The sequence below is a fragment of the Mesorhizobium sp. 1B3 genome (assembly GCF_050958605.1).
Classification (GTDB): domain Bacteria; phylum Pseudomonadota; class Alphaproteobacteria; order Rhizobiales; family Rhizobiaceae.
The window spans coordinates 99,926-126,061 of the sequence record NZ_JBJHDO010000004.1; the positions used below are offsets into that span (position 1 = coordinate 99,926).

Consider the following 26,136-nt stretch of genomic DNA (forward strand, 5'->3'; position numbering starts at 1 on the left):
CAGAGCGCCAGCGGGAGTAGTCGCAAGTCGTCCAGTCTATGCCGCCATCAGTTCCTTGATCCCGTCGGCGACGAACTGGACGGCAAGCGCGGCAAGGATGACGCCGAGAAGCCGCGTGAGGATCGAGCGGCCGGTCTGCCCGAGAAAGCGGTCCACACGCTCGGCGAGTACGAAGACAAGGTATGTCAGCCCGATGCTGACGAGGATCACGCCGACGAGCGCGGCTTGACCGGCGAGGCCCGGAAGCGAAGCTGAGAGAAGTACCGTCGCGGAAATGGCTCCAGGCCCGGCGATCAGCGGAATGGCCAGGGGAAAAGCCGCAATATTGTGGATGTGGTCCCTGGTGATGGCCGCATCTGCACTTTTTTCTTTCCGCTCCTGGCGTCTTTCGAAGATCATCTCGAAGGAGATGAAGAACAGCAGCAGGCCCCCGGCCACGCGGAACGCCGGCAAGGTTATGCCGAAGACTGACAAGATTGCGGCGCCCGCCAGGGCGAAAAGCGTGAGCACGAGAAAGCCGATGGTCGAGGCGCGCAGCCCGACTTGCCGACGCTGGTCGCGGGTCATGCCGCGGGTGAGCGCCAGGAACAATGGCGCGAGGCCGGGCGGATCGATCGTGACGAGCATGGTGACGAAGGCGTTGAACAGGCTGTCGTAGCTCGGCATCGAACGTCCCCGATTGCCAGGGGAGTCCTAGAGCATTTTGCAGCCAAGTGGAAACACTGGCGTCGCACAAATGCCGCCAAGACAAAGAGCTAGAGCGCCTTTTCCGCGTCCCAATGGGCAGCCGGCGCTCTAGCGTAACCTGTATGGGCGAAGCCAGCAGGTGGGCCCAGCCATCATGTTCAGCCGCAATAAGCCTCGAGGCGGTACCCGTCGGGATCGACGACGAACGCAGCATAGTAATTGTCCGCGTAGTCGCGGCGGAGGCCAGGGCGCCCATTGTCCTGGCCCCCCGCATCGAGGGCCGCCTTGTGGAAGGCGTCGACAGCCTGGCGCGACGGGGCTGCGAAACAGAAATGCAGGCCGGACTGCTTGTCCGCCGGGACCGGATGATGCGCCTCGTTGACCCACAGCGCCACGCTTTGAGCGCCATAGCCGAGCGAGTTCGGCGCGGCGCTGATGCAGCGGTAGCCAAGCGGAGCGAGAATGGCGTCGTAGAAACGCTTCGAGCGGGCAGCGTCGACGACGCCGATGGAGACATGATCGAGCATGGTGGGTTCCTTTCGCGGATCGAAGGTCAATTCTCACGGCGTCGAGCGAAGAACTCGACCTGAGGCACCCAGCCTGCCCCCCTCCCGGCGTTCGCCGATCCAATGGAAGCTGTCCGGCGTGATTTCGGTGAAGCGCCAGCGCAAGATCGTCCCGGAGGCGTCGGCGCCTTCCTGCACGATCTCCTTGCCGACCGCCTTGCCGAGCTGGCGCAGATGTTTCTGCCCGATCCGGTCGACCCAGATGATGTGCCAGGCGTCCAGGCTCGGATCGTAGACGCGCAAGGTGGCGCCGCACAGGAGAGGTGTCTGGCTTTGTTCGCCGGGGATGTACCAGACGTCCTGGATGGCTCGGCCTTCCAGGATCCATCCGAAATGGATTTCTCCTCTGCTCGTCCGGATGTTCCCCGGCGCAAGATGGCGCACGGCATCCATGTCCCAGCTTCCGATCAGCCAGCTATAGAGATTCGCGTTGCCACCTTGTTCGAGGGCGGGGACGTCAGCGTGTAGCGCCGCGGGAAAGGAGCCGAAGATCGTCATAGCAAGGTCCTCGTGTCAGGAGAGACCACCCCAATATGCCCGGCCGCCTTCTGCCGCTTGGGAAATATTGCTATCTTTCACCCATGACGACAGCGTTGAGCATTGCTTCCGGCCGTGGCTGGGAAGTCTTCGATCTGATCTGCACGGCCGGGGCGAACGATCGGCGGTTCGAAGAGCAGCACCGACAATTCTGTGTCGCAGTCGTGACCAGAGGGACGTTCCGTTACGACGCCTCCCTTGGTTCGGCGCTGATGGCGCCGGGCACGCTTCTTCTCGGCAATCCCGGGACGTGCTTCGAATGCGGCCATGAGCATTCGCGCGGCGACAGATGCCTGTCGTTCCATTTTTCGGCGGATTATTTCGAACGCATCGTGGCGGGCATCGACGGCGCCACGCGCCTTCCCTTCGAGACGCCGAGGCTGCCGCTTCTGAAAGTGCTGGAACCTTTGCTTGCGAGCCTGGAGGCCGCCCGGGAGGCGGGCGAGCCGTGGGCCTTCGAGGAGCTTGGGCTGCGGATCGCGGGCGCTGCGATAATTGGTGCGCGCGGCCTGTCTGCGGCACCCCGATCCCCAAGCCGCAGGGACGAAAAACGTGTCAGCGAGGCCGTGCGTCATATGGAGGTCCATGCGGAAAGCGCTTTGTCGCTTGCGGAACTTGCAAAGGGCGTAGCGACGAGCCCTTACCATTTCCTGAGAAGTTTCAGGCAAGTGACGGGAATGACGCCGTATCAGTATCTGTTGAGGACAAGGCTCCATCGGGCTGCCGTGCGCTTGCGCACAACCGACGAACTGGTATCGAGGATCGCCTTCGATGCCGGGTTCAATGATCTGTCGACCTTCAACCGCCGTTTCCGTCGCGTCATGGGCCGTGCGCCGAGCATCTACCGTGCGCAAGGCGCGAACTAGCGTCCATCACAGCAATGGGAGATCGTCAATGAAGGTAAGGCGGATCGTTGCGAATATAGAGACCCGCGATCTCGCCGCGGCGCGGCGCTTCTATCATGATGTTCTGGGCCTTGATCCTATCATGGATCACGGGTGGATCGTTACTTACGGTTCGGGCCAACAAGCAACCGCCCAGCTCAGCTTTGCTACGCAGGGCGGGTCGGGAACGCCGGTTCCCGACCTCTCGATCGAGGTGGACGATCTCGACGCGGCGTTGGCGGGCATGAAGCGGGCGGGTTTTCCCATCGAGTATGGGCCTGCCGACGAAGATTGGGGCGTCCGGAGGTTCTACGTGCGCGACCCCTTCGGCAAGCTTGTGAATGTGCTTACGCACAAAGGCGGCTGATACCAGCCGCGGGGCGCGTGGAGACCTCCTGACGGCAACGTTTGCGTGCAAGAACGCGACCAACCCGGCGCGGCCTTTTGCCACCTGACGCTATGTCCTTGGCGCTGCAAGGAAAATTGCCTTCTTAAAATCGTGCCTTTCCGCAGAAATACGGCCTCTCGGATTGGAGTGAGGCGAAGCTTTCCTATATAAGAGGTCAGTGATTCCCAATCTGATCGTGATCCAATTTGACTGACCAGAAGACACCGCGCGGGCCTGATGGCGGCCCGACAGGCATCGAGCCGATTTCCATTATCGAGGAGATGCAGCGCTCCTATCTCGACTACGCGATGAGCGTGATCGTCAGTCGGGCGCTCCCTGACGTGCGCGACGGCTTGAAGCCCGTGCATCGGCGCATCCTCTACGCCTCGCACGAGAGCGGCTATCACTGGAATCGCAAATATGTGAAGTCGGCGCGCCCGGTCGCGGACGTGATGGGTAAATACCATCCGCATGGCGACGCCTCGATCTATGACGCCTTGGTGCGCATGGCCCAGGATTGGTCGATGCGCTCTCCTCTCATCGACGGCCAGGGCAATTTTGGTTCGATCGACGGCGATCCGCCGGCCGCCATGCGCTACACCGAAGCCCGCCTGACCAAGGTTGCGCACGAGCTACTCGAGGACATCGACAAGGATACCGTCGACTTCCAGGCGAACTACGATGCGACGGTCGAAGAGCCGAAGGTGTTGCCGGCCCGTTTTCCGAACCTGCTCGTCAACGGGTCGGGCGGCATTGCGGTCGGCATGGCCACGAACATCCCGCCGCACAATCTCATCGAGGTGGTCAACGGCACGATCGCACTGATCGACAATCCTGCCATGGATCTGCCATCGCTGATGGAGATCATTCCCGGGCCGGATTTCCCGACCGGCGGCCTGATCCTTGGAAGGTCCGGCATCTACAGCGCCTATTCGACGGGGCGCGGTTCCATCGTCATGCGCGGGAAGGTGCATGTCGAGGAGATCCGGAACGATCGCGAGGCCATCGTCGTCACCGAGATTCCCTTTCAGGTCAACAAGGCCTCGATGATCGAGAAGATGGCCGAACTCGTGCGCGACAAACGCATCGACGGCATCTCTGATATCCGTGACGAAAGTGACCGCCAGGGCTACCGTGTCGTCGTCGAGCTCAAGCGCGACGCCGTCGCCGACGTCGTGCTCAACCAGCTCTACCGCTACACGCCGCTGCAGACCTCCTTTGGCGCCAACGTCGTAGCGCTCAATGGCGGCAAGCCCGAGCTGCTGACACTCATCGACATGCTGAAGGCGTTCGTCGCCTTCCGTGAGGAGGTGGTCAGCCGCCGCACGAAGTACCTGCTTCGAAAAGCGCGCGATCGCGCTCACATCCTTGTCGGCCTGGCGATTTCGGTCGCCAATATCGACGAGATCATTCGCACCATCCGCAACGCGCCGAACCCGCAAGCGGCACGCGACCAGTTGATGGAGCGTCGCTGGCCGGCCGGCGACGTCGAGGCGCTGATCCTGCTGATCGACGATCCCCGCCATCGGATCAACGAGGACGGCACCTACAATCTCTCCGAAGAGCAGGCCCGCGCCATCCTCGCCCTGCAGCTTTCGCGCCTTACCGCGCTGGGTCGCGAGGAAATCGCCGACGAGCTGAACGCCATCGGCGCCGAGATCACCGAATATCTCGACATATTGGGCTCGCGGGCGCGGATCCAACAGATCATCAAGGATGAACTCGTGGCGTTGCGCGACGAGTTCGGCACGCCGCGCCGCACGGAGATCACCGACGCGGGCGCGGATATGGAAGACGAGGACCTGATCCAGCGCGAGGACATGGTCGTCACCGTCACCCATGAGGGCTACATCAAGCGTGTGCCGCTGTCGGTCTATCGAACGCAGAACCGCGGCGGCAAAGGCAAGACGGGCATGTCCACCAAGGACACCGATTTCGTCACGCGCCTGTTCGTGGCCAACACGCACACGCCGATCCTGTTCTTCTCGTCGCGCGGCATCGTCTACAAGGAGAAGGTCTGGCGCCTTCCTGTCGGCACGCCGCAATCGCGTGGCAAGGCATTGATCAACCTTCTGCCGATCGAGAGCGGCGACCGCATAACGGCCATCCTTCCGTTGCCCGAGGATGAAGGTCAGTGGAGCGAACTCGACGTCATGTTCGCGACCACACGGGGCACGGTGCGCCGGAACAAGCTGTCGGACTTCGTGCAGGTCAACCGCAACGGCAAGATCGCCATGAAATTCGATGAGGCAGGCGATGCCATCCTTGGCGTGGAGACCTGTACCGAAGGGGACGACGTGCTGCTGACCGCCGATTCCGGTCAATGCATCCGCTTTCCGGTCAGCGACGTGCGTGTCTTCAAGGGACGGGATTCGCTTGGCGTTCGCGGCATCTCGATGAACGATGGCGACCGGGTGATCTCTATGGCCATCCTCGAGCATGTCGACGCGACGCCCGCGGAACGCGCCGCCTATTTGAAGCAGGCGGTCGCGGAACGGAAGATGTCCGGGGCGGACGAGGAAGAGATCGCGCTCACGAACGAAGACGTCGGCGAGGAAACGACCCTGCCACAGGAGCGCTACGAATTCCTGAAGCAGCACGAGCAGATGGTTCTCACCGTCAGCGAATACGGCTACGGCAAGCGCTCGTCGTCTTATGACTTCCGCCTGACCGGACGCGGCGGCAAGGGCATCCGGGCAACCGACGTCTCCAAAACCGACGAAATCGGGCGGCTGGTTGCAACGTTCCCGGCAGGCCCCGATGATCAGCTCATGTTGGTTTCCAACGGCGGCCAGGTAATCCGCGTCCCCGTCGCCGGCATCCGCATCGCCAGCCGCGCGACCAAGGGGGTGACGATCTTCAACACGGCGGAAGGCGAAAAGGTCGTCTCCGTGGAAAGGATATCTGAGCCTCAGTCGGAAGTGGAAGCCGGGAACGGTGCGGCGGAAGATGCCGAGACGGAAAAGTAATTCCAAGAACGGCCGCGCGCAGCGGCCGTCATTCTAGAGGTCAGCGAGGCCCGAAGCGGTCGAACCTGCTCTTGCGGTCCTCAAAGCGAACCTTTTGGGCTTCCTGATGCATGCCGAAAGCCGTAGCGACGAGCATGGCGACTGTCATTGCTGCTGCGAGCATGAAGATCATCATGGTAACTTCTCCTGTGCTCCTCAACGAACACATGGGAATTTTGTTTCATCGTTCACAGATCGACTTTAGTCAGGTGCGTGTGAACTTTCCGTGATGGCGTCGTTCAGCCTCCGTTCATTCCGTACTCCGCAAGGCGATTTGCATTTGCGTTCCCGGCCCGCTAGGGCGGGATGGGTTCATTCAGACCGTACATCCCGCTCCAGCTGTATGAGTTAGCCCGCATTTATGCGACGCCAAGTGATTTCACTTGGCTGCAAAATGCTCTAGAAGCTCCTGCCATGACAGATCGCATCGCCATCTATGCCGGATCCTTCGATCCTCTCACCAATGGTCACCTCGACGTGTTGAAGGCGTCGCTCGCGGTTGCCGACATGGTCTTTGCGGCGATCGGCATTCAGGCGGCCAAGAAGCCGCTTTTCTCGTTCGAAGAGCGTGTGTCGCTGATCGAGCAGGTCTCGGCCGCCGAGTTCGGCAAGGATGCAGGCCGCATCAAGGTGGTATCCTTCGATGGCCTCCTCATCGATGCGGCCCGCAAGCTCGGCGCCTCGATCATGATCCGCGGACTGCGCGACGGCACGGACCTCGACTACGAGATGCAGATGGCCGGGATGAACGAGACCATGGCGCCCGAGCTGCAGACCGTGTTCCTGCCGGCGAGCCCGTCGGTCCGCACCATTACCGCCACACTTGTCCGCCAGATCGCCTCGATGGGAGGCAATGTCCGTCCTTTCGTGCCGGCACCCGTCGCCGAAGCTCTTGCCGACAAGTTCAGATCATAGACGCTTGAGGAGATGCCCATGAAGATCGCAAGGCTTGCAGCCTTCGCCACCATATTTGCGGCCATTATCGGTTTTTCCGGCGCTTCGATCGCCGCCGAGCCTGAAAACACCATGGTCATTACCCTGAAGGATGGCGACGTAACGGTCGCGCTCCGTCCCGATCTCGCGCCGAAGCATGTCGAGCAGATCAAGGCGCTGGTGCGTGAAGGCGCCTATGATAACGTGGCCTTTCATCGCGTGATCGACGGCTTCATGGCGCAGACCGGCGATGTCCAGTATGGCGATCTCAATGACGGCTACGACAGCGACCGGGCAGGTATGGGCGGATCGGAGCGCCCTGATCTGCCCGCGGAATTCTCCAAGGAGCGTTTCGTGCGCGGGGTGGTCGGCATGGCCCGGGCGCAGGATCCGAACTCGGCGAACTCGCAATTCTTCATCATGTTCGCCCCGGCGTCTTCGCTTGATGGTCAATACACGATTGTCGGCGAGGTCGAGAGCGGCATGGAGCATGTCGATGCGATCAAGAAGGGCAACCCAAGCGACAACGGTGCCGTCAGCGATCCGGACCGGATGATCAAGGTCCGCATCGCCGCCGACGGCAATTAGAGCATTTGCAGCCAGGTGGAATCTCCTGGCGTTGCATAAATGCGGCAAGATCGAGCGGCAGCTCAGGCTCTGCCTGAGCATGCGCCGCTCTAAAGAACAACAGCAAAGGAACTGGCTATGGCCGAGATCAAGGATCGCGAGAACGCGCTCATCATGGAGACCACCAAGGGCAAGGTGGTCATCGAACTGTTTCCCGACCTTGCGCCCGGCCATGTCGGTCGCATCAAGGAGCTGGCGCGTGAGGGCGCATATGACGGCGTGGTTTTCCACCGTGTCATCGACGGCTTCATGGCCCAGACCGGCGACGTGCAATACGGGAATTCGTCCAAGCCCTCCTTCAACCCGTCCCGTGCGGGCATGGGCGGCTCCGACAAGCCGGACCTGAAGGCCGAGTTCTCCAACATGAACCATTCGCGCGGCACCTGCTCGATGGCTCGTGCCCAGAACCCGAATTCCGCGAATTCGCAGTTCTTCATCTGCTTCGAGGACGCAGGCTTCCTCAACCGGCAATACACCGTGTGGGGCCAGGTCATTGAAGGCATGGAGAATGTCGACAAGATCAAGCGCGGCGAGCCGGTCGTCGATCCCGACAAGATCGTGTCGTTGAAAGTTGCCGCGGACGTGAAATAAGACGGCCTTTCCTTCTTCCCACTTGTGGGAAGAAGGACACTGTTGCGGCAGTTCTCCCGTCGAGGAGCTAATCTTGCGTGTCGAACTCTTCGACTTCGACCTTCCCGAAGACCGAATAGCGTTACGGCCGGCCGAGCCGCGGCATGCCGCGAAGCTGTTGATGGTCAAGCCGGGCGCGGCTTTGGCCGACAGGACAGTTCGCGATCTTCCGGATATCCTTAAGCCGGGAGACGTGCTCGTCTTCAACGACACCAAGGTCATTCCCGCCCAACTCACCGGCATCAGGCGGCGCGATGGGGCAGCGGCCCAGATCGACGCCACCCTTCATATGCGTGTCGCGCCTGACCGCTGGTTGGCTTTCGTTCGTCCAGCCAAGCGGATAACCCCGGGTGACAGGATTCAGTTCGGTCACGGCGGCAACGCCTGTTTTCTTGGCGCGCTCGATGCCACGGTCCTCGAAAAGCGCGAGGCGGGCGAGGTCTTGCTCGGTTTCGATCTCTCCGGACCGGTGCTCGACGAGGCGCTGCATGCTGTCGGGCACGTGCCCTTGCCGCCCTACATCGCGTCCAAGCGAGCGGACGACGAGCGCGATCGCACCGACTATCAGACGATCTACGCCAGGGAAGAAGGCGCGGTCGCAGCCCCCACGGCAGGTCTCCATTTCACGCCGGACCTGATGGCCAGGCTCGATGAGCGGGGTATCGAGCGGCAATTCGTGACGCTTCATGTCGGCGCGGGAACGTTCCTCCCGGTCAAGGTCGATGACACCACCGACCACAAGATGCATGAAGAAAGAGGGGTGGTGTCAGCGGCGGCGGCTGATGCGCTGAACGCGGTGCGCCGGCGCGGGGGAAGGATCGTCGCGGTCGGCACGACCTCGCTGCGGCTTCTTGAAAGCGCGGCGCGGGAGGATGGCGTGGTCGAACCCTGGTCGGGTGCAACCGGCATTTTCATCACACCGGGTTATCGGTTCCGGACCGCCGATGCGCTGATGACGAATTTCCATTTGCCGCGCTCGACCCTGTTCATGCTTGTTTCGGCCTTTGCCGGCCTCGACACGATGCGCGCTGCCTATGCCCATGCCGTGAACAGCGGCTATCGTTTCTACTCCTATGGCGATGCCAGCCTGCTGTTCCGGGAGGAGAACGATGGACGACGACCTTGACGCGATGGATCGAGACGCGCTGATTGCGGAAGTGCGAAAGCTGAGAAAAGGCATCCGTACGCACAGGGATGCCACGGGCCACGACCTTTGCTGGCATCATCCGGACCTTTGGTCGCTGTTGCCGGAAAGAACGAAGGCATCTATTGCCGTTCCCCCGTGGCCGAAATTCATGCGCGGCTGCATCCGCTACCGCCAATCTCTCGACCGGCAGGCGCCGGGAGCTCCCATCCACGACCAGGAATTCGATGGCTGACCGCTTTTCCTTTCGTTTGCTCGCGACCGACGGGAAGGCGCGGCGCGGCGAGATTTCCATGCCGCGCGGCGTCGTGCGCACTCCGGCCTTCATGCCGGTCGGCACGGGCGGAACAGTCAAGGCCATGTATATGGACCAGGTGCGGGCGCTCGGCTCCGACATCATTCTCGGCAACACCTATCATCTGATGCTGCGGCCTGGCGCGGAACGCGTCGGACGGTTGGGAGGCCTGCACGAATTCGCCCGCTGGCCGCATCCGATCCTGACCGATTCAGGCGGGTTCCAGGTCATGTCGCTGGCGCAACTGCGCAAGCTCGGCGAGAATGGGGTGACCTTCCGCTCGCATATCGACGGCGCCCCATACGAGATGTCGCCGGAGCGTTCGATCGAGATCCAGGGGCTGCTCGATTCCGATATACAGATGCAACTCGACGAGTGCGTTGCTCTGCCCGCCAAGGAGAGCGAGGTCGAGCGTGCGATGGAACTCTCCCTGCGTTGGGCCGAGCGCTGCAAGAAGGCGTTCGGCGATCAGCCCGGCAAGGCGATGTTCGGCATCGTCCAGGGCGGCGACATTGCAAAGCTCAGGATCCGCTCCGCCCAGTCGCTCACGGCCATGGAGTTGAAGGGCTACGCCGTCGGCGGGCTCGCCGTCGGCGAGCCGCAGGCTGTCATGCTGGAGATGCTCGAGGCGACGTGCCCGGAGCTGCCCGTTGACAAGCCCCGCTATCTGATGGGGGTCGGCACGCCCGACGACATACTGAAATCGGTGGCGCGCGGCATCGATATGTTCGACTGCGTCATGCCGACCAGGGCAGGGCGCCACGGTCTTGCCTATACGCGTCGCGGCAAGGTCAACCTCCGCAATGCTCGTCATGCCGAGGACCCGCGCCCGCTGGACAAGGAAAGCGATTGTCCGGCAGCGCGCGATTATTCGCGCGCCTATCTGCATCATCTCGTCAAGTCCGGTGAGGCGCTGGGCGCAATGCTGCTCACCTGGAACAATCTGGCCTATTATCAGCGGCTGATGCAGGACATACGCGATGCGATCGAGCAGGGCGATTTGGCCCAGAGATCGGCGCTCATTGCCGAGGGCTGGGAACGCGGCGATCTGCCGGCGCGCTAGGCAGGCTTGCGTGCTTGAAAGGAAGAATGCGGTCTGCAACAACGGCCACAACGAAATGAGGACAGGTCATGAAGGCTTTTTTCGTCCAGATCAAATGCGAGCTCGGCAAGGCCTATGAGGTTGCTTCGGCGCTCGTTGACGCCGAGATCGCCTCGGAGGTCTATTCGACGGCGGGCGACTACGATCTGCTTGTGAAGTTCTATGTCGACGAGGACGAGGACATCGGGCATTTCGTGAACCAGAAAGTCCATGCCATTCCCGGAATCAGGAATACCTTTACCACGGTGACTTTCCGCGCCTTCTGATGATCAAATTTTGCAGTCAGGTGGAAACACTTGGCGTCGCATAAATGCGGCCAAATATCGCTAATGCATGTCGCCCAAAAAGTGTGCAGCGGTTTTGGGCAAACGATATGTATGAAAACAACAGCTAAAGCATGTTGGCGAATACCAACTCGCGCGACATGCTTTAGAGCGGGATGCGCGGTTCCACTCCAATGCATCGCGCTCTAAAATGCGGAATACCATGACCTATTGTGTAGGGCTGATGATTGATCGGGGACTGGTGTTCATGTCGGACACCCGCACCAATGCCGGCGTCGACTCGATTTCCACGTTCCGCAAGATGCAGGTGTGGGAGGTGCCGGGCGAGAGAGTGATCGTGCTGATGTCGGCCGGCAATCTCGCCACTACCCAGGCCGTCGTGAGCCTGCTCGACGAGCGCTGCAGATCGATCTCCGAGCATGGCCCGACTGTCCTGGAAACTTCATCCATGTACCAGACCGCCCGCCTTGTCGGGAACACGGTCAAGGAGGTCATTGCCAGTTCATCGCCGGACGGACACAGGGGGGATTCCTATTTCAGTGCCTCGTTCATCCTGGGCGGCCAGATCAAGGGCAGCGAGCCTCGCCTCTTCCATATCTATCCGGAAGGCAATTTCATCGAGTCGACCGAAGACACGCCCTTCTTTCAGATCGGCGAGACGAAGTATGGAAAGCCGATCATCGTCAGGGCCTATGACCGGCAGATGACTTTCCCGGAAACAGTCAAGCTCCTGATGGTGTCGTTCGACTCGACCTTGAAATCGAATCTCTCCGTCGGCCTCCCAATCGATCTTCTATTCTACGAGCGGGATTCGCTGAAGGTGAAGCTCCAAAGGCGCATCAGCCAGGACGATCCCTATTTCCGTACTATCACGGATGGCTGGTCGAACGCGTTGCGGGCGGCTTTCGCGAGCCTTCCCGATTTCCCGGAGTAGGTGGCGAAGCCGGACGAGGCCCTGGCCGGATGCTGGATAGTTTCGCCGCGCATGCTATGTTGTTCACACGTTAAGTAATGGTCGTAATCGGGCAGGAGCCGGAAATGGACAGCAGGGAGTTTCGCGAATGGTCGAGGCGAGCGGCCGAATGGGGTGCTGACTATCGCGAGACGTTGCGGGAGCATCCGGTCAGGGCGCAGACCAGGCCCGGCGAGATTGCCGCCAGAATTGAAAATGCGCCGCCTGAACACGGCGAGCCCATGGAAAGGATCTTCGCCGACTTCGAGGAGATGATCCTGCCTGGAATGACGCATTGGCAGCATCCGCGTTTCTTTGCCTATTTTCCGGCCAATGCCGCGCCGGTTTCGGTGGTAGCCGAATATCTCGTAACCGCGATGGCGGCGCAGTGCATGCTCTGGCAGACGTCCCCGGCCGCGACGGAACTCGAAACAGCAATGATCGACTGGGTCCGGCAGGCCCTGGCCTTGCCGACGGGATTCTCCGGCGTGATCCAGGATTCCGCCTCGTCGGCGACGCTCGCTGCCGTCCTTACGATGCGTGAGCGTGCACTTTCCTGGCAGGGCAATGCCAACGGCCTCGCCGGCATGAAGCCGATCCGGATTTATGCATCCAACCAGGTCCACACGTCGATCGATCGCGCCATCTGGGTTTCCGGCATCGGCGAAGCGAACCTCGTGCGCATACCGACCAAGGGGCGTTGGCGCGGCATGGACGTCGCTGCGCTCGAGGCGGCGGTTGTTGCGGACAAGGAAGCGGGGCTGCTGCCCGCGGGCATCGTGGCCTGCGTCGGCGGGACCAGTATCGGAGGTACGGACGACCTCGCATCCGTCGCCGACGTGGCGAGGCGACACGGCCTTTATCTCCATGTCGATGCAGCCTGGGCAGGTGCGGCGATGATCTGTCCGGAATTTCGTCATTTCTGGCAGGGGATCGAAGGCGCGGATTCGATCGTCTTCAACCCACACAAATGGCTCGGCGCCCAGTTTGACTGCTCGGTGCAGTTCGTGAAGGACCCCGACAGCCAGGTGAAGACGCTGGCTATCCAGCCCGAATATCTGAAGACGCACGGCAAAGACGGCATCGTCAACTACTCGGAATGGTCGGTGCCGCTGGGTAGGCGTTTTCGCGCGCTCAAGCTTTGGTTCCTGTTGCGGGCGCATGGGCTGGAGGGGCTGCGCGCCATGATCCGCGATCATGTCCGCTGGAGCGAGAAGCTGGCGCAAAGGATCAGCGAGACGCCCGGTTTCGAGATCGTTAGCGAACCAATGCTGTCCCTGTTCTCGTTCCGGCACATTCCACCCGCCGGAGGGGATTCCGACGCGCACAACCAACGGCTAGTCGACAGGATCAACGACGACGGCCGTATCTATCTCACCCAGACCCGCGTGGATGGCCAACTCGCGATCCGCTTCCAGGCCGGACAGTTCGATGCGACGGAAGCGGATGTGGACGAGGCCTACGACACGATCGTTCGCGTCGCCGCGATGCTGGATCAAGTCGGGGTGGTAACATGAGCTGCTCACAGGTCGCGTCGCGCAGACCAAATATGGCCACGTTCTCTTTTAGCTCTTTTTCAGGCGGGATGAGCTCGCGTTGATTTCACGCCCATTGTAAGCGGCGTTATTTGACTCTCGGTCTGGGTTGTATTTTGGCGTCTTCACCCATTTTGGCGAGAAGATCTCGATAACCTTTTAAAGAGTGGTTTCAAAAGGTGGAGGAGCGCCCGCAAAAAGCCTAGTTGAAGTTTCGCGTATCTTTATAGGTAGTTATAGCGATAATTTATGGCGCTCGAAGAGCTAGCCAGAAAAATGGCCGCAGGTGTCCCATAATGGAAGGCAATGCACGTACGCTGGAGTTGATATATGAAGCTGCTTTCATTCCCGAGAATTGGCAAGCGGTTTTGGACAATATAGCCAAGGCGGCAGGGGCACACGGCACGGCATTGTTCAACTCGAACGACACTTCAACCCGAGCCATAGCGTCGGATTCGCTTGCTGATCTAAGCCAGAAAATGCTGGGTGAGGGCTGGATCAAACGTAACACCCGCGCTCAAAAGCTTTTAATGATAGATCACCCGGGTTTCATCGACGAAGCTCAGTACTTCACAGAAGAAGATTATAATACGCAGCCTATATTTACCGAAGTTATGAAGCCATTAGGCTACGGCTTTGGAACGTCGACCTTCATCACCGCTCCAAGCGGCGATCAGATGATTTTCGCGGTTGAGAAGAAGAAAGTTACTGGCCCGGTAACACCCGCCGCAATCTCTTATCTCGATCAGCTTCGTCCGCATCTCGCTCGCGCGGCGATGATGTCCAGCCGTCTCGAATTCGAGAGGATCACTGCCGCAGTCGAAGCATTGCAGATGAGCGGCTTGCCGTCCGCGGTGCTGCGTGGTGACGGACGCATTATCGGAGCGAACCGACTTTGGGATGAAATGACGCCGCAAATCGTAACGGCTGCTCGAGGCGATGTTCGCTTTCATTATGGACCCGCGAACGTCCTTCACAAGCAAACACTGGAGCAACACCGCTACCACGGAAGTCTCGCCAGCAAGTCCTTCCCTTTACCTCAAATCGAGCACCAACCGCCTGCGGTTGTTCATACCGTTCCTGTGGAAGGAAGCGCGCGCGACATTTTCAGTAACGCCGCCGTCTTCCTGATTGTCACGCCGATCGATCGCGAAAGGGTCCCCTCAGCCGAGACGATACAGGGCCTGTTCGATCTCACACCAACCGAAGCCAAGGTGGCGAGAGTTCTTGCAACGGGGCATGATGTTGCTGCCGTAGCAACGCATTTCTCTGTCAGTCAGGAAACCGTACGTTCACACGTCAAGGCCATCCTTGCCAAGTCGGGAATGGCACGCCAGACGGACTTTGTTGCGGCCATTGCAAGCATGAGAACGATCTGAGTTAGCGAATGAGGCTGAAGCGCCCTGGATGTGTAGGCAACCAGTGTCGCTTGGGACAACGTCTCTCAGATCCACTCTGGCCGAGCTGTAAAGGCGATTGTGAGCCACCGCTGGGGACCAGCCTCGCCAAGCCTGTCGCCGATGTCCTGCCGGATGGCGTCGAGCTCGGCGACGCCTGACTGCCCGAAATCGGGCGGCGTCACGATATGGATTTCGATGAAACGGGCGCGGCCGGCTTTGATCACGTAGCTGCTGTAGGTGAGAAAGCCGTAGCGGGTCATGGTTTCCGTCATGATGCGGCGGACCTCTGCGTCTAAATCGGCTGGCGCCACTTGCATGATTTCGCGCACCGCCTGCGCGATCGAGCGCGCAGGTACGAAAACGAGAGCAAAGCTCAGGACCGCGAGGACAAATGGGTCGGCATAGGGAGCCAGCCCCGCGAAGCGGCTTCCTGATAGGAGCGAGGCGGCAAGAAAGCTGACTGCAAGAGCAATGCTGAGAGCCCCGCCGACCAGCCAGCCTCGCGAGTCGATGCGCAGCAGTTCAGAATCGAGTTCCCTTGCGCGGCGGCGCATGAACACGCACATGCCCAGGCTGACGATGCTCGTGACCAAAGCATAGAAGGCGCCTGGTCCGAAGTCGATCAGGTGTCCGCCGCTGAGCAGTCCGCGCGTGGCGTCAATGAAGGCGTATGCGCAGGCCAGAGACAGAACAATGCCGTTGAACGCCGCAACGATCGGTTCCAGATGCCAGTAACCGAACTGGAAGCGGCGACTGCCTTCCCGGCTGACAAGCTTCGACACGATCAGCGCAACGGCGGTCATGGCGACGTCGACCACCGAATAGAAGCCGTCGAACACGATCGACTGAGAGCGGATCCAGAGGCCGAACGCGATCCCAGCGAGCCCGACGAGAAGCGTCACGCCGATCGAAATCCGCAGCAATTGCTGTTCGCGGGTCGTGTCCATGGCTCATCCTCGATCATCACTCGCGCGTGCCAATTCACTACGATCCCAACTTGGAAGCCAGAAGGTTCGATGTCGCGGGCGAGCATTGACACGCGGCCACTTTCGTTTTCGTATGAAGAGGAAGGAAACGAAAGCAAATGGAGCTACCCCGTGTATCTGCCGCCGCGACATACCGAGATCGTTCAGATGGCCAAGGACAACGGTCGAGTTCTGGTCGATGAGCTGGCGGTCCACTTCAACGTAACGCCGCAGACGATCCGGAAGGATCTCAACGATTTGTGCGAGCGTAGACTCCTGACGCGCATCCATGGCGGGGCGCTGTTTCCTTCCGGCATCGAGAACGTGGAATACGAAGCCAGGCGCAAGATCGCAGCCGAGGAAAAGGAGGCCATTGGGCGGGCTGCTGCGCGGCTGATCCCGGACAGTGCCTCGCTTTTCATCAATATCGGCACCACGACTGAGGCGGTCAGCAATGCGCTTCTCGATCATCACGGCCTAATGGTCATTACCAACAACATCAATGTTGCCAATAGGATGCGGGTATATCCTTCGATCGAAGTGGTGATTGCCGGCGGCGTCGTGCGAGGCTCCGATGGTGGGGTGGTCGGCGAGGCCGCCGTCGATTTCATAAAGCAGTTCAAGGTGGATTATGCGGTGATCGGTGCCTCGGCGATCGACCACGACGGAGCGCTCCTCGATTTCGACTTTCGCGAAGTGAAAGTCGCGCAAGCCATCATCGCCAACAGTCGGCACGTGATCCTGGTTTCGGATGGCACCAAATTCGAACGTACGGCGCCGGTCCGCATCGGCCATCTCAGCCAGGTCGACACTTTCATCACGGACCGCTGCGATATCGCGTCAATCCGCAGGATCTGCGGGGAGGCGGAGGTCGACCTCATTGAGACCAATCGCTCGCCTGTCCGCTGACACCTGGCCAACCTCTATATTTCGTTTGACATTCGTTAGTATTTCGAAATAATTCAAAACTGTCTTCGAATCTCCGAAATTACGGCATTGCGAAAGTCAGGGGTAGGCTTTTGGATCAAGCAGCGATCCATGATGTTTTCGTTATCGGCGGCGGCATCAATGGCTGCGGCATCGCCCGCGACGCTGTCGGGCGCGGTTTCTCCGTCTACCTCGCGGAAATGAACGATCTCGCCAGCGGCACGTCGTCAGGCTCCACCAAGCTGATCCATGGCGGCCTGCGCTACCTCGAACATTACGAGTTCCGCCTGGTACGGGAGTCCCTGATGGAACGCGAGGTCCTCTGGAGGAACGCGCCGCATATCATATGGCCTCTGCGTTTCGTCCTGCCGCATGCCAAGGGCCTCAGGCCGGCATGGTTGCTGCGGCTCGGCCTGTTCCTTTACGATCATATCGGCGGCCGCAAGCTCTTGCCGGCGACACGGACGCTGGACATGCGAAGCGATCCGGCAAGGAAACCCTTGAAGCCCCTGTTTTCTCGCGCTTTCGAATACTCGGACTGTTGGGTCAACGACGCCCGGTTGGTTGTGCTGAACGCACGCGATGCCGCCGACCGCGGCGCCATCATTCGGACCCGCGCGCGTGTGGCCGGCGCTCGTCGTGAAAACGGCCTTTGGACGATCGATGTCGAGGATCGGCGAACACGAACGATCGAGCAGGTCAGGGCTCGGCTGCTCGTAAACGCTGCGGGCCCGTGGGTGGACCATGTCCTTTCCTCGGCTGTCGGGCAGAAGGACGTCCACAATGTTCGCCTCGTCCAGGGCAGCCATATCGTCGTGCCCAAGAAATTCGACGGTCCGCGCGCCTATTTCTTCCAGAACAGGGATGGCCGCATCATCTTCGCCATCCCGTACGAAGACGACTTCACGCTGATCGGTACAACCGATCGCGACTATCGCGGCGACCCGAATTCGGTGACGATCACCGAGGCGGAGAGTGCCTATCTTTGCGAGGCGGCAAGCGAATATTTCTCGAAGCCGGTGCGGCGCGAGGACATCGTCTGGACGTATTCGGCCGTGCGTCCGCTTTATGACGACGGCGCATCGAAGGCGCAGGAAGCCACGCGCGACTATGTGCTGAAATCGGAGGGTGCCGACGGGGTCGCCCCTCTGGTCAATATTTTCGGCGGCAAGATCACCACATACCGGCGGTTGGCCGAAGCCATGATGGAGAAGATCGAGGGATTCCTCGGGAAGAGGGGCGCGCCTTGGACGGCGAGCGCGGCTCTGCCGGGTGGTGACTTCCCCACGACCGGCTTCGACACGCAGGTCGACCGGCTGAAATCCTCCTATCCGTTCCTGGATCTCGCCCATGCCCGCCGGCTTGTCCGGCTCTACGGGACCCGTGCGAAGGCCGTGCTCGGTCTCGCCAGGTCCCCCGCCGATCTGGGACGGAATTTCGGCGCCGACCTGTTCGAAGCGGAGGTCCGCTACCTGATGGAGCACGAGTGGGCGTGCACAGCCGAGGACATATTGTGGCGCCGCACGAAGCGCGGCCTCCGGCTGGCCCACGAACAGGTTGGCATATTGGACGAATTCATGCGTGGGGCGAGGGGCGCCCGACACGCGGCAGCGGAGTGAATCTCTAGCCTTGGGAGGAGGCGGGATGCTGGAGCTGAGAAACGTATCCAAGATTGTCGGTGGAGTGGAGCATATCCGCGACGTCTCGCTGACGCTGCAACATGCTTCGCTCAACGTTCTGCTCGGGCCGACACTTTCCGGCAAGACCAGCCTGATGCGGCTGATGGCGGGGTTGGATTCGCCCACCTCCGGTTCGGTCTGGTTCGATGGCCGCGATGTGACCGGCGTGCCCGTGCAGAAGCGCAAGATCGCGATGGTCTACCAGCAGTTCATCAACTATCCGGCGATGACGGTGTACGAGAACATCGCGTCGCCGCTTCGGGTAGCCGGCGCTCCAATGGACCGGATCGACCGGGAAGTTCGCCGTGCGGCGGATTTGCTCAAGCTGACCCCCTATCTTCAGCGCACGCCGCTCAATCTTTCCGGCGGCCAGCAGCAACGGACGGCGCTTGCGCGCGCGATCGTCAAGAATGCCGGCCTGGTATTGCTCGACGAGCCGCTCGCCAATCTGGATTACAAGCTGCGGGAAGAACTGCGCGCAGAACTCCCGAGGATTTTTGCCGAAACGGGCGCCATTTTCGTGTATGCGACGACTGAGCCGCATGAAGCGCTGCTGCTCGGCGGCAATACGGCGACGCTGTCCGAAGGCGCGGTCACGCAATTCGGACCGACGGTCGAGGTGTTTCGCAAGCCGAACGACCTGGTTACGGCGAAAACCTTCGCCGATCCGCCGCTCAATACGATCGTGCTGCGCAAAGCGGGCACGAATTTCCAGCTTGATGGTGGGGTCAACCTCCCGGTGCCGGCCGAATTGGCCGGTATTGCCGACGGCGTCTACACGATCGGCTTCCAGCCCCACCATCTTTCTTTGACACGTCCGAACCGGGATGCGGTCTCCGTGACGGCCAAGGTGTCCGTTACCGAGATCACCGGCTCGGAAAGTTTCGTCCATCTGGACTTTGCCGATGTGCGCTGGGTGATGCTGACACAGGGCGTCAAGGCCTTCGCTCCCGACGACAGGGTGGAGGTCTACATAGACCACCGCCATGTCATGGTATTCGACGAAGCCGGACGGGCGGTGACCGGCGTGAGCAAGATTGCGGCTTGAGACCATGGCACGGATCGAACTCGACCATATCCGCCATGCCTACGGACCCGATCCGAAGTCCGACGCGGATTATGCCCTGAAGGAAGTGCACCACATTTTCGAGGACGGCGGCGCCTATGCGCTTCTCGGGCCTTCGGGTTGTGGCAAGACGACCCTGCTCAACATCATCTCGGGGCTGCTGCATCCGTCGCACGGGAGGCTTCGTTTCGATGGTGAGGACGTGACCGAGCTTTCGACACAGGAGCGCAACATCGCACAGGTGTTCCAGTTCCCGGTCGTCTACGACACGATGACGGTTTACGACAACCTCGCCTTCCCGCTACGCAACCGTGGCGTCCCGGAAGCGGACGTCGACCGGAAAGTCCGGGAAACGTTGGAAATGATCGGCCTTGCCGAGCGCGCGCAACGCAGGGCGAGGGGGCTCACAGCCGACCAGAAGCAGAAGATATCGCTGGGTCGCGGGCTCGTTCGCTCCGACGTCAATGCGATCCTGTTCGACGAACCGCTCACCGTGATCGACCCGCACATGAAATGGGTTCTCAGGTCGCAACTCAAACAGCTTCATCGTCGCTTCGGCTTCACCATGGTCTATGTCACGCACGATCAGACCGAAGCGCTGACCTTCGCCGACCAGGTGGTGGTCATGTATGACGGCGGCATCGTGCAGATCGGCACGCCTGCCGAGCTCTTCGAAAGACCGAAGCACACATTCGTCGGCTACTTCATAGGATCGCCCGGGATGAATGTGATGCCGGCCTCGATCGAGGGCCATCTGGCGACCGTCGGAAGCCAGCGCATCGAACTGCCGGGGGCGCCCGTCGTTCCGCCACAGGGCAAGACGGAACTCGGCATCCGTCCGGAATTCGTTCGAGTGGGATCACAGGGCATGCCGGTTTCCATCGCCAAGGTGGAGGACATCGGCAGGCAGAAGATCGTGCGGGCGACCCTTGAGGGCCGGGAAATCGCGGCGATCGTCGGCGAGGACGAGGAGATCCCCGCCGAACCGCGGGTGACTTTCGACCCCGCCCGGATCAGCATCTACGCCAATTCGTGGCGCATCGAGCTCGGAGTTTGACCCATGGACAAGCCGTGGAACAACAGGGCCTGGTTCATGGTGTTGCCGGTGCTGCTGCTGGTCGCTTTCTCGGCGGTCATTCCGCTGATGACAGTAGTCAATTATTCCGTTCAGGACACGTTCGGTAACAACGTCTTCTTCTGGGTGGGCTCGGAATGGTTCGAGGAGATCCTCCACTCCGATCGTTTTTGGGAGGCGATGGGCCGCAACCTCATCTTCTCGGCCATTGTGCTGGCGATACAAATTCCTCTAGGCATCTTCATCGCGCTCAACATGCCGCGCAGCGGCTGGGGGGTGCCGGTCTGCCTGGTGCTGATGGCCTTGCCGCTTCTCATTCCCTGGAATGTCGTCGGCACGATATGGCAGGTCTTCGGCCGCATCGATATCGGCCTGCTCGGCTATACGCTTTCGGCGCTCGGCATCGACTACAACTATGTGAACGATCCGATCGACGCCTGGATCACGATCATTGTCATGGACGTGTGGCATTGGACGAGCCTGGTCGTACTGCTCTGTTATGCCGGGCTGGTTTCGATCCCCGATGCCTATTACCAGGCAGCCAAGATCGACGGCGCTTCGCGCTGGGCCGTCTTCCGCTACATCCAGCTGCCGAAGCTGAATCGGGTTCTGCTCATTGCGGTTCTGCTCCGCTTCATGGACAGCTTCATGATCTACACCGAACCGTTCGTCGTCACCGGCGGCGGCCCCGGCAATTCAACCACCTTCCTGTCTATCGATCTCGTCAAGATGGCGGTGGGACAGTTTGATCTTGGGCCCGCGGCGGCCATGTCTATCGTCTATTTCCTGATCATCCTCGCCCTGTCCTGGGTGTTCTACACCGTCATGACCAATGTCGGCACGGAGAAGTGAGATGGCGGCCATGGAAGAACAGGCTGCTCAAACCGGGACGAGCGCGCTGATGCGAAAATCCGCCGCGCGGGCAAGGGGCCTGACGGACGCGGAGAACGAAAGGCTCGCCCGCATGATGCGCCGCCGCGGCGAGGAGTCGCGTTTCTGGTGGCTGATCCCGACGCTCTACATCATCTTCCTGATGCTACCGATCTACTGGCTCATCAATATGAGCTTCAAGACCAACCAGGAAATCCTCGGTGCCTTCTCGTTGTGGCCGCAGAATCCGACGCTGCGCAACTACGCCGTGATCTTCACCGACCCGTCATGGTATTCCGGCTACATCAACTCGATCATCTATGTGGTCATGAACACGGTGATTTCCGTGCTCGTGGCCTTGCCCGCCGCCTATGCTTTTTCGCGCTACCGATTCCTGGGAGACAAGCATCTGTTCTTCTGGCTGCTGACCAACCGCATGGCGCCGCCCGCCGTTTTCGCGCTGCCTTTCTTCCAACTCTATTCGGCCTTCGGCCTGATCGACACGCACATAGCGGTGGCGCTGGCGCATTGCCTGTTCAACGTACCACTGGCGGTCTGGATCCTGGAGGGATTCATGTCGGGCGTACCCAAGGAGATCGACGAGACAGCCTATATCGACGGCTACTCCTTCCCGCGTTTCTTCGTGAAGATCTTCATGCCTCTGATCAGCTCCGGCATCGGTGTGGCGGCCTTCTTCTGCTTCATGTTCTCCTGGGTCGAACTGCTGATTGCCCGCACGCTCACGACCACTGCCGCCAAGCCGATCGCGGCCACCATGACCAGGACGGTCTCGGCTTCCGGACTGGACTGGGGGGTGCTTGCGGCTGCCGGCGTCCTCACCATCATTCCCGGCGCGTTGGTGATCTGGTTCGTCCGCAACTACATCGCCAAGGGCTTTGCCCTGGGGAGGGTGTGAGCCATGGACTTCTCGTGGATGGCCTGGACTTGGCCGACCGCCGTCTTCTTCGCAACGATCTTCCTGCTCCTGATTGGCATGGGTATCTGGGAATACGTCTCGCCCGGGGGCAATCCACGCGTCGGCGTCTTGCGGATAGAGACGACGAGGGGGGATCGTCTCTTTCTGTCGCTGCTCGGCAGCGCCTTCATCCATCTCGCATGGTTGGGCCTCGTGGGGCCCAACCTGTGGTGGGCACTCGCCCTCTCGGTCGTCTACGCCATCGGCGTGTTTCGGTTCGTCTAGGGAGAGAAAACTGTTGGAACGGCTGCGTGCCGGTAGTCGCTCCGATTGGGACTGCAACCTTGTAAGGGAGGAACTCATGCGACGGCACTTACTGACATCGACGACTGCTCTTGTCCTGTTGCTTGGCATGGGTCACGCCCAAGCCGGGATGGACGAGGCGAAGACCTTCCTCGATGCGGAGATCGGCGACATGTCGACGCTCGACCGCGCGGCGCAGGAAGCGGAAATGCAATGGTTCATCGATGCCGCGAAACCCTTCGCCGGCATGGAGATCAAGGTGGTTTCGGAGACGATCACCACCCATGAGTACGAATCGAAAGTGCTTGCAAAGGCTTTCTCGGACATCACAGGCATCAAGCTGACGCACGACCTGATCGGCGAAGGCGACGTCGTCGAGAAACTCCAGACCCAGATGCAGTCCGGGGAGAACATCTACGACGCCTACATCAACGACTCCGATCTGATCGGAACGCATTGGCGTTATCAGCAGGCGCGCAGCCTGACGGACTGGATGGCGAATGAAGGCAAGGACGTCACCAATCCGAATCTCGACGTCGACGACTTCATCGGCAAGTCCTTCACCACGGCGCCCGACGGCAAGCTCTATCAGCTTCCCGACCAGCAGTTCGCGAATCTCTACTGGTTCCGCTACGACTGGTTCAACGACGAGAAGAACAAGGCCGACTTCAAGGCGAAATACGGCTATGACCTCGGCGTGCCCGTCAACTGGTCGGCTTACGAGGACATTGCGGAGTTCTTTACCGGCAAGGAGATCGATGGCCGGAAGATCTATGGCCATATGGACTATGGCAAGAAGGATCCGTCGCTCGGCTGGCGTTTCACCGACGCCTGGCTGTCGATGGCCGGCAACGGCGACAAGGGCATACCGAATGGGCGGCCAGTCGACGAATGGGGCATAAAGGTCGACGAGAATTCGCGTCCGGTGGGTTCCTGCGTGGCGCGTGGAGGTGACACGAACGGCCCGGCCGCCGTCTATTCGATACAGAAATACCTGGACTGGATGAAAGCCTATGCCCCGCCGGAAGCGCAGGGCATGACATTCTCCGAATCCGGCCCGGTGCCGGCGCAAGGCGCGATCGCCCAGCAGATATTCTGGTATACCGCCTTCACCGCCGACATGGTCAAGGATGGCCTGCCGGTGGTCAATTCCGACGGCACGCCGAAATGGCGCATGGCTCCATCTCCCCACGGGGTCTACTGGAAAGACGGCATGAAGCTCGGTTATCAGGACGCCGGATCCTGGACGCTGATGAAGTCCACCCCGGACGATCGGGCGAAGGCCGCATGGCTTTATGCGCAGTTCGTGACCTCGAAGACCGTGGACGTGAAGAAGAGCCATGTCGGTCTCACCTTCATCCGCGAATCCACACTGCAGCATAAAAGCTTCACTGAACGCGCTCCGAAACTCGGCGGGCTGATCGAGTTCTATCGTTCGCCGGCGCGCGTGCAATGGACCCCGACGGGCACCAACGTTCCCGATTATCCAAAGCTCGCGCAGCTCTGGTGGCAGGCGATCGGCGATGCTGCTTCCGGCGCCAAGACGGCACAGGAAGCGATGGATTCGCTCTGCGCCGAACAGGAAAAGGTGCTGGAGCGGCTTGAGCGCGCCGGCGTTCAAGGCGATATCGGACCGAAGATGGCCGAGGAGCACGACCTCGCCTACTGGAACGCGGAAGCCGTGAAGGCGGGCAACCTGGCACCACAGCTCAAGATCGAGAACGAGAAGGAAAAGCCGATCACCGTCAATTACGACGAACTGGTCAAGAGCTGGAGCAAATAGGGACGGGCGTAAAGCGCCTCGGCCGGCGGGAAGGGGAGACGACGGCATGTCGTCTCCCCTGTTCATGTCAAAGGAGTAGGGAATGACGGGATTGATCCTTGCGATCGACCAAGGGACCACATCGAGCCGGAGCATCGTGTTCGACAGCGCCATGAGGCTTGTCGGAGTCGGGCAGAAGGAATTCACGCAATACTACCCGGCTTCGGGTTGGGTGGAGCACGATCCCGAAGAAATCTGGCAAAGCGTGGTGTCGACCTGCAAGGCGGCCCTGAAGCAGGCCAAGTGTGACGCGAAGGCAATCGCCGCGATCGGTATTACGAACCAGCGCGAAACGGTCGTCATCTGGGATAAAAATACCGGCAAGCCGATCCACAATGCGATCGTCTGGCAGGATCGCCGTACCGCCGGTCTTTGCGAAAAGCTCAGGAAAGCAGGTGTCGAAAAGACGTTCACTAGGAAAACCGGCCTCCTGCTCGACCCCTATTTCTCGGGAACCAAGATTTCCTGGTTGCTCGACAAGGTCAAAGGCGCGCGAAAACGAGCCGAAAGAGGCGAGTTGCTCGCCGGGACGATCGATTCGTTCCTGATCTGGCGTCTGACCGGCGGCAAGGTCCACGCCACCGACGCAACCAACGCCTCGCGTACCTTGGTTTACAACATCGCCACCAACCAGTGGGATTCGGAACTGCTCGACATCCTTCGCATACCGGCTGCGCTTCTGCCGGAGGTGAAGGATTGCGCCGCCGACTTCGGAAAGACCGAGAAGTCGCCTTTCGGCGCGGAGATACCCATCCTGGGAGTGGCCGGAGATCAGCAGGCCGCAACCATCGGTCAGGCATGTTTCGAGCCCGGCATGATGAAGTCGACCTATGGCACCGGCTGTTTTGCCCTCCTCAACACGGGCACCGACATGGTCCGGTCGAAGAACCGCTTGCTGACCACGATCGCCTACCGGCTGGAAGGCAAGACGACCTATGCTCTTGAGGGATCCATCTTCGTAGCCGGCGCCGCCGTGCAATGGCTGCGCGACGGGTTGAAGGTGATCGGTAAGGCCGAACACAGTGGCGAGCTCGCGGCAAAGGCGGATCCCACTCAGGACGTCTACCTTGTGCCCGCCTTTGTCGGTCTGGGCGCACCGCATTGGGATACCGAAGCCAGGGGCGCAATCTTCGGATTGACGCGGAATTCCGGACCGGCGGAGTTCGCTCGCGCAACGTTGGATTCCGTCGCCTTCCAGACCAGGGACCTGCTCGATGCCATGAAGAAGGATTGGAAGCCGAATGGTGCCAAGACGGTACTGCGCGTGGATGGCGGCATGGTCGCGTCGGATTGGACGATGCAGCGCCTCGCCGACATGCTCGACGCACCCGTCGATCGACCGACGATCCTGGAAACGACGGCTTTGGGTGCGGCCTGGCTCGCCGGTTCCAGAGCTGGTGTCTGGCCAAAGGCCAAGGAATTCGCGAAGGCGTGGGCACTGGACCGGCGTTTCAAGCCCGAAATGGAAGAAGCTGAGCGAGCCCGCAAACTCAAGGGTTGGCGAGACGCCGTTCGACGAACGCTGTCAGAGGCGTGATGCA

The 26,136-nt window shown here is 60.6% G+C and carries 27 protein-coding genes; 22 read left to right on the forward strand and 5 right to left on the reverse strand.

Annotated features, from left to right (window positions below):
- Positions 1-36: 36 nt before the first annotated feature.
- The 3 genes from ACCO56_RS12485 to ACCO56_RS12495 form a co-directional block, all read right to left on the reverse strand.
- Entirely contained in the window at positions 37-666 is a 630-nt protein-coding gene (locus ACCO56_RS12485) for a MarC family protein (RefSeq protein WP_433641047.1), read from the reverse strand.
- Between the two features lie 179 nt (positions 667-845).
- Positions 846-1,214: a VOC family protein gene (locus tag ACCO56_RS12490; protein WP_433641049.1), complete on the reverse strand. Its 369-nt coding sequence runs from the start codon at positions 1,212-1,214 to the stop codon at positions 846-848.
- 33 nt (positions 1,215-1,247) lie between these two features.
- On the reverse strand, positions 1,248-1,751 hold the full coding sequence (locus ACCO56_RS12495) for a hypothetical protein (RefSeq protein ID WP_433641051.1): 504 nt from the start codon (positions 1,749-1,751) through the stop codon (positions 1,248-1,250).
- Positions 1,752-1,786: 35 nt separating this feature from the next.
- On the opposite strand from ACCO56_RS12495, the gene ACCO56_RS12500 reads away from it, so the two are divergent.
- From ACCO56_RS12500 to gyrA, 3 genes are all read left to right on the forward strand, one after another.
- Positions 1,787-2,656 (forward strand): helix-turn-helix domain-containing protein, encoded by an 870-nt coding sequence (locus ACCO56_RS12500; RefSeq protein WP_433641052.1) that lies wholly within the window; start codon positions 1,787-1,789, stop codon positions 2,654-2,656.
- 28 nt (positions 2,657-2,684) lie between these two features.
- On the forward strand, positions 2,685-3,041 hold the full coding sequence (locus ACCO56_RS12505) for a VOC family protein (protein WP_433641054.1): 357 nt from the start codon (positions 2,685-2,687) through the stop codon (positions 3,039-3,041).
- Between the two features lie 227 nt (positions 3,042-3,268).
- A complete protein-coding gene (gene gyrA / locus ACCO56_RS12510; RefSeq protein WP_433641056.1) occupies positions 3,269-6,031 on the forward strand; it encodes a DNA gyrase subunit A in 2,763 nt (920 codons plus the stop codon).
- A gap of 40 nt (positions 6,032-6,071) precedes the next feature.
- Here gyrA and ACCO56_RS12515 read toward each other — a convergent pair whose 3' ends face one another.
- The gene (locus ACCO56_RS12515; protein ID WP_433641057.1) at positions 6,072-6,206 is read right to left on the reverse strand and encodes a hypothetical protein; all 135 of its coding nucleotides are present in this window, start codon (positions 6,204-6,206) and stop codon (positions 6,072-6,074) included.
- 278 nt (positions 6,207-6,484) lie between these two features.
- On the opposite strand from ACCO56_RS12515, the gene coaD reads away from it, so the two are divergent.
- The 10 genes from coaD to ACCO56_RS12565 all read left to right on the forward strand — a co-directional run bounded on the left by coaD (position 6,485) and on the right by ACCO56_RS12565 (position 14,951).
- A complete protein-coding gene (coaD, locus tag ACCO56_RS12520; RefSeq protein WP_433641059.1) occupies positions 6,485-6,985 on the forward strand; it encodes a pantetheine-phosphate adenylyltransferase in 501 nt (166 codons plus the stop codon).
- A gap of 18 nt (positions 6,986-7,003) precedes the next feature.
- Complete coding sequence (locus tag ACCO56_RS12525; protein ID WP_433641061.1) at positions 7,004-7,591, forward strand: peptidylprolyl isomerase; 588 nt, start codon at positions 7,004-7,006, stop codon at positions 7,589-7,591.
- A 117-nt stretch (positions 7,592-7,708) separates the two neighbouring features.
- Entirely contained in the window at positions 7,709-8,221 is a 513-nt protein-coding gene (locus ACCO56_RS12530; RefSeq protein ID WP_433641063.1) for a peptidylprolyl isomerase, read from the forward strand.
- Between the two features lie 73 nt (positions 8,222-8,294).
- Positions 8,295-9,386: a tRNA preQ1(34) S-adenosylmethionine ribosyltransferase-isomerase QueA gene (gene queA / locus ACCO56_RS12535; protein WP_433641065.1), complete on the forward strand. Its 1,092-nt coding sequence runs from the start codon at positions 8,295-8,297 to the stop codon at positions 9,384-9,386.
- The gene (locus ACCO56_RS12540) at positions 9,370-9,639 is read left to right on the forward strand and encodes a hypothetical protein (RefSeq protein WP_433641066.1); all 270 of its coding nucleotides are present in this window, start codon (positions 9,370-9,372) and stop codon (positions 9,637-9,639) included. The genes queA and ACCO56_RS12540 overlap by 17 nt, the downstream gene beginning before the upstream one ends.
- Positions 9,632-10,762 (forward strand): tRNA guanosine(34) transglycosylase Tgt, encoded by a 1,131-nt coding sequence (gene tgt, locus ACCO56_RS12545; protein WP_433641068.1) that lies wholly within the window; start codon positions 9,632-9,634, stop codon positions 10,760-10,762. The genes ACCO56_RS12540 and tgt overlap by 8 nt, the downstream gene beginning before the upstream one ends.
- Before the next feature lie 68 nt (positions 10,763-10,830).
- Positions 10,831-11,067, forward strand: a complete 237-nt coding sequence (locus ACCO56_RS12550; RefSeq protein WP_433641070.1) for an Lrp/AsnC ligand binding domain-containing protein — start codon at positions 10,831-10,833, stop codon at positions 11,065-11,067.
- 220 nt (positions 11,068-11,287) lie between these two features.
- The gene (locus ACCO56_RS12555; protein WP_433641072.1) at positions 11,288-12,019 is read left to right on the forward strand and encodes a peptidase; all 732 of its coding nucleotides are present in this window, start codon (positions 11,288-11,290) and stop codon (positions 12,017-12,019) included.
- Positions 12,020-12,123: 104 nt separating this feature from the next.
- Positions 12,124-13,554 (forward strand): pyridoxal phosphate-dependent decarboxylase family protein, encoded by a 1,431-nt coding sequence (locus ACCO56_RS12560; RefSeq protein ID WP_433641073.1) that lies wholly within the window; start codon positions 12,124-12,126, stop codon positions 13,552-13,554.
- Positions 13,555-13,868: 314 nt separating this feature from the next.
- A complete protein-coding gene (locus ACCO56_RS12565) occupies positions 13,869-14,951 on the forward strand; it encodes a helix-turn-helix transcriptional regulator (RefSeq protein ID WP_433641075.1) in 1,083 nt (360 codons plus the stop codon).
- A 65-nt stretch (positions 14,952-15,016) separates the two neighbouring features.
- Here ACCO56_RS12565 and ACCO56_RS12570 read toward each other — a convergent pair whose 3' ends face one another.
- Positions 15,017-15,919 (reverse strand): cation diffusion facilitator family transporter, encoded by a 903-nt coding sequence (locus ACCO56_RS12570; RefSeq protein ID WP_433641077.1) that lies wholly within the window; start codon positions 15,917-15,919, stop codon positions 15,017-15,019.
- Positions 15,920-16,069: 150 nt separating this feature from the next.
- Here ACCO56_RS12570 and ACCO56_RS12575 point away from each other — a divergent pair, with 150 nt between their 5' ends.
- From ACCO56_RS12575 to glpK, 9 genes are all read left to right on the forward strand, one after another.
- The gene (locus tag ACCO56_RS12575; protein ID WP_433641079.1) at positions 16,070-16,846 is read left to right on the forward strand and encodes a DeoR/GlpR family DNA-binding transcription regulator; all 777 of its coding nucleotides are present in this window, start codon (positions 16,070-16,072) and stop codon (positions 16,844-16,846) included.
- A gap of 110 nt (positions 16,847-16,956) precedes the next feature.
- On the forward strand, positions 16,957-18,483 hold the full coding sequence (glpD, locus tag ACCO56_RS12580) for a glycerol-3-phosphate dehydrogenase (RefSeq protein ID WP_433641081.1): 1,527 nt from the start codon (positions 16,957-16,959) through the stop codon (positions 18,481-18,483).
- Positions 18,484-18,508: 25 nt separating this feature from the next.
- Positions 18,509-19,591, forward strand: coding sequence for an ABC transporter ATP-binding protein (locus tag ACCO56_RS12585; protein WP_433641082.1), 1,083 nt, complete (start codon positions 18,509-18,511; stop codon positions 19,589-19,591).
- Positions 19,592-19,595: 4 nt separating this feature from the next.
- Positions 19,596-20,666 carry an ABC transporter ATP-binding protein gene (locus ACCO56_RS12590; protein WP_433641083.1) on the forward strand — a complete coding sequence of 357 codons (1,071 nt, stop codon included), beginning with the start codon at positions 19,596-19,598 and terminating at the stop codon, positions 20,664-20,666.
- A 3-nt stretch (positions 20,667-20,669) separates the two neighbouring features.
- Positions 20,670-21,536, forward strand: coding sequence for a carbohydrate ABC transporter permease (locus ACCO56_RS12595; protein WP_433641085.1), 867 nt, complete (start codon positions 20,670-20,672; stop codon positions 21,534-21,536).
- Positions 21,537-21,648: 112 nt separating this feature from the next.
- A complete protein-coding gene (locus tag ACCO56_RS12600; protein WP_433641506.1) occupies positions 21,649-22,470 on the forward strand; it encodes a carbohydrate ABC transporter permease in 822 nt (273 codons plus the stop codon).
- Positions 22,471-22,473: 3 nt separating this feature from the next.
- Positions 22,474-22,755 carry a DUF2160 domain-containing protein gene (locus ACCO56_RS12605; RefSeq protein ID WP_433641086.1) on the forward strand — a complete coding sequence of 94 codons (282 nt, stop codon included), beginning with the start codon at positions 22,474-22,476 and terminating at the stop codon, positions 22,753-22,755.
- A gap of 76 nt (positions 22,756-22,831) precedes the next feature.
- Positions 22,832-24,556 (forward strand): ABC transporter substrate-binding protein, encoded by a 1,725-nt coding sequence (locus ACCO56_RS12610; RefSeq protein WP_433641088.1) that lies wholly within the window; start codon positions 22,832-22,834, stop codon positions 24,554-24,556.
- A gap of 82 nt (positions 24,557-24,638) precedes the next feature.
- Positions 24,639-26,132: a glycerol kinase GlpK gene (glpK, locus tag ACCO56_RS12615; RefSeq protein ID WP_433641090.1), complete on the forward strand. Its 1,494-nt coding sequence runs from the start codon at positions 24,639-24,641 to the stop codon at positions 26,130-26,132.
- Positions 26,133-26,136 lie beyond the last annotated feature (4 nt).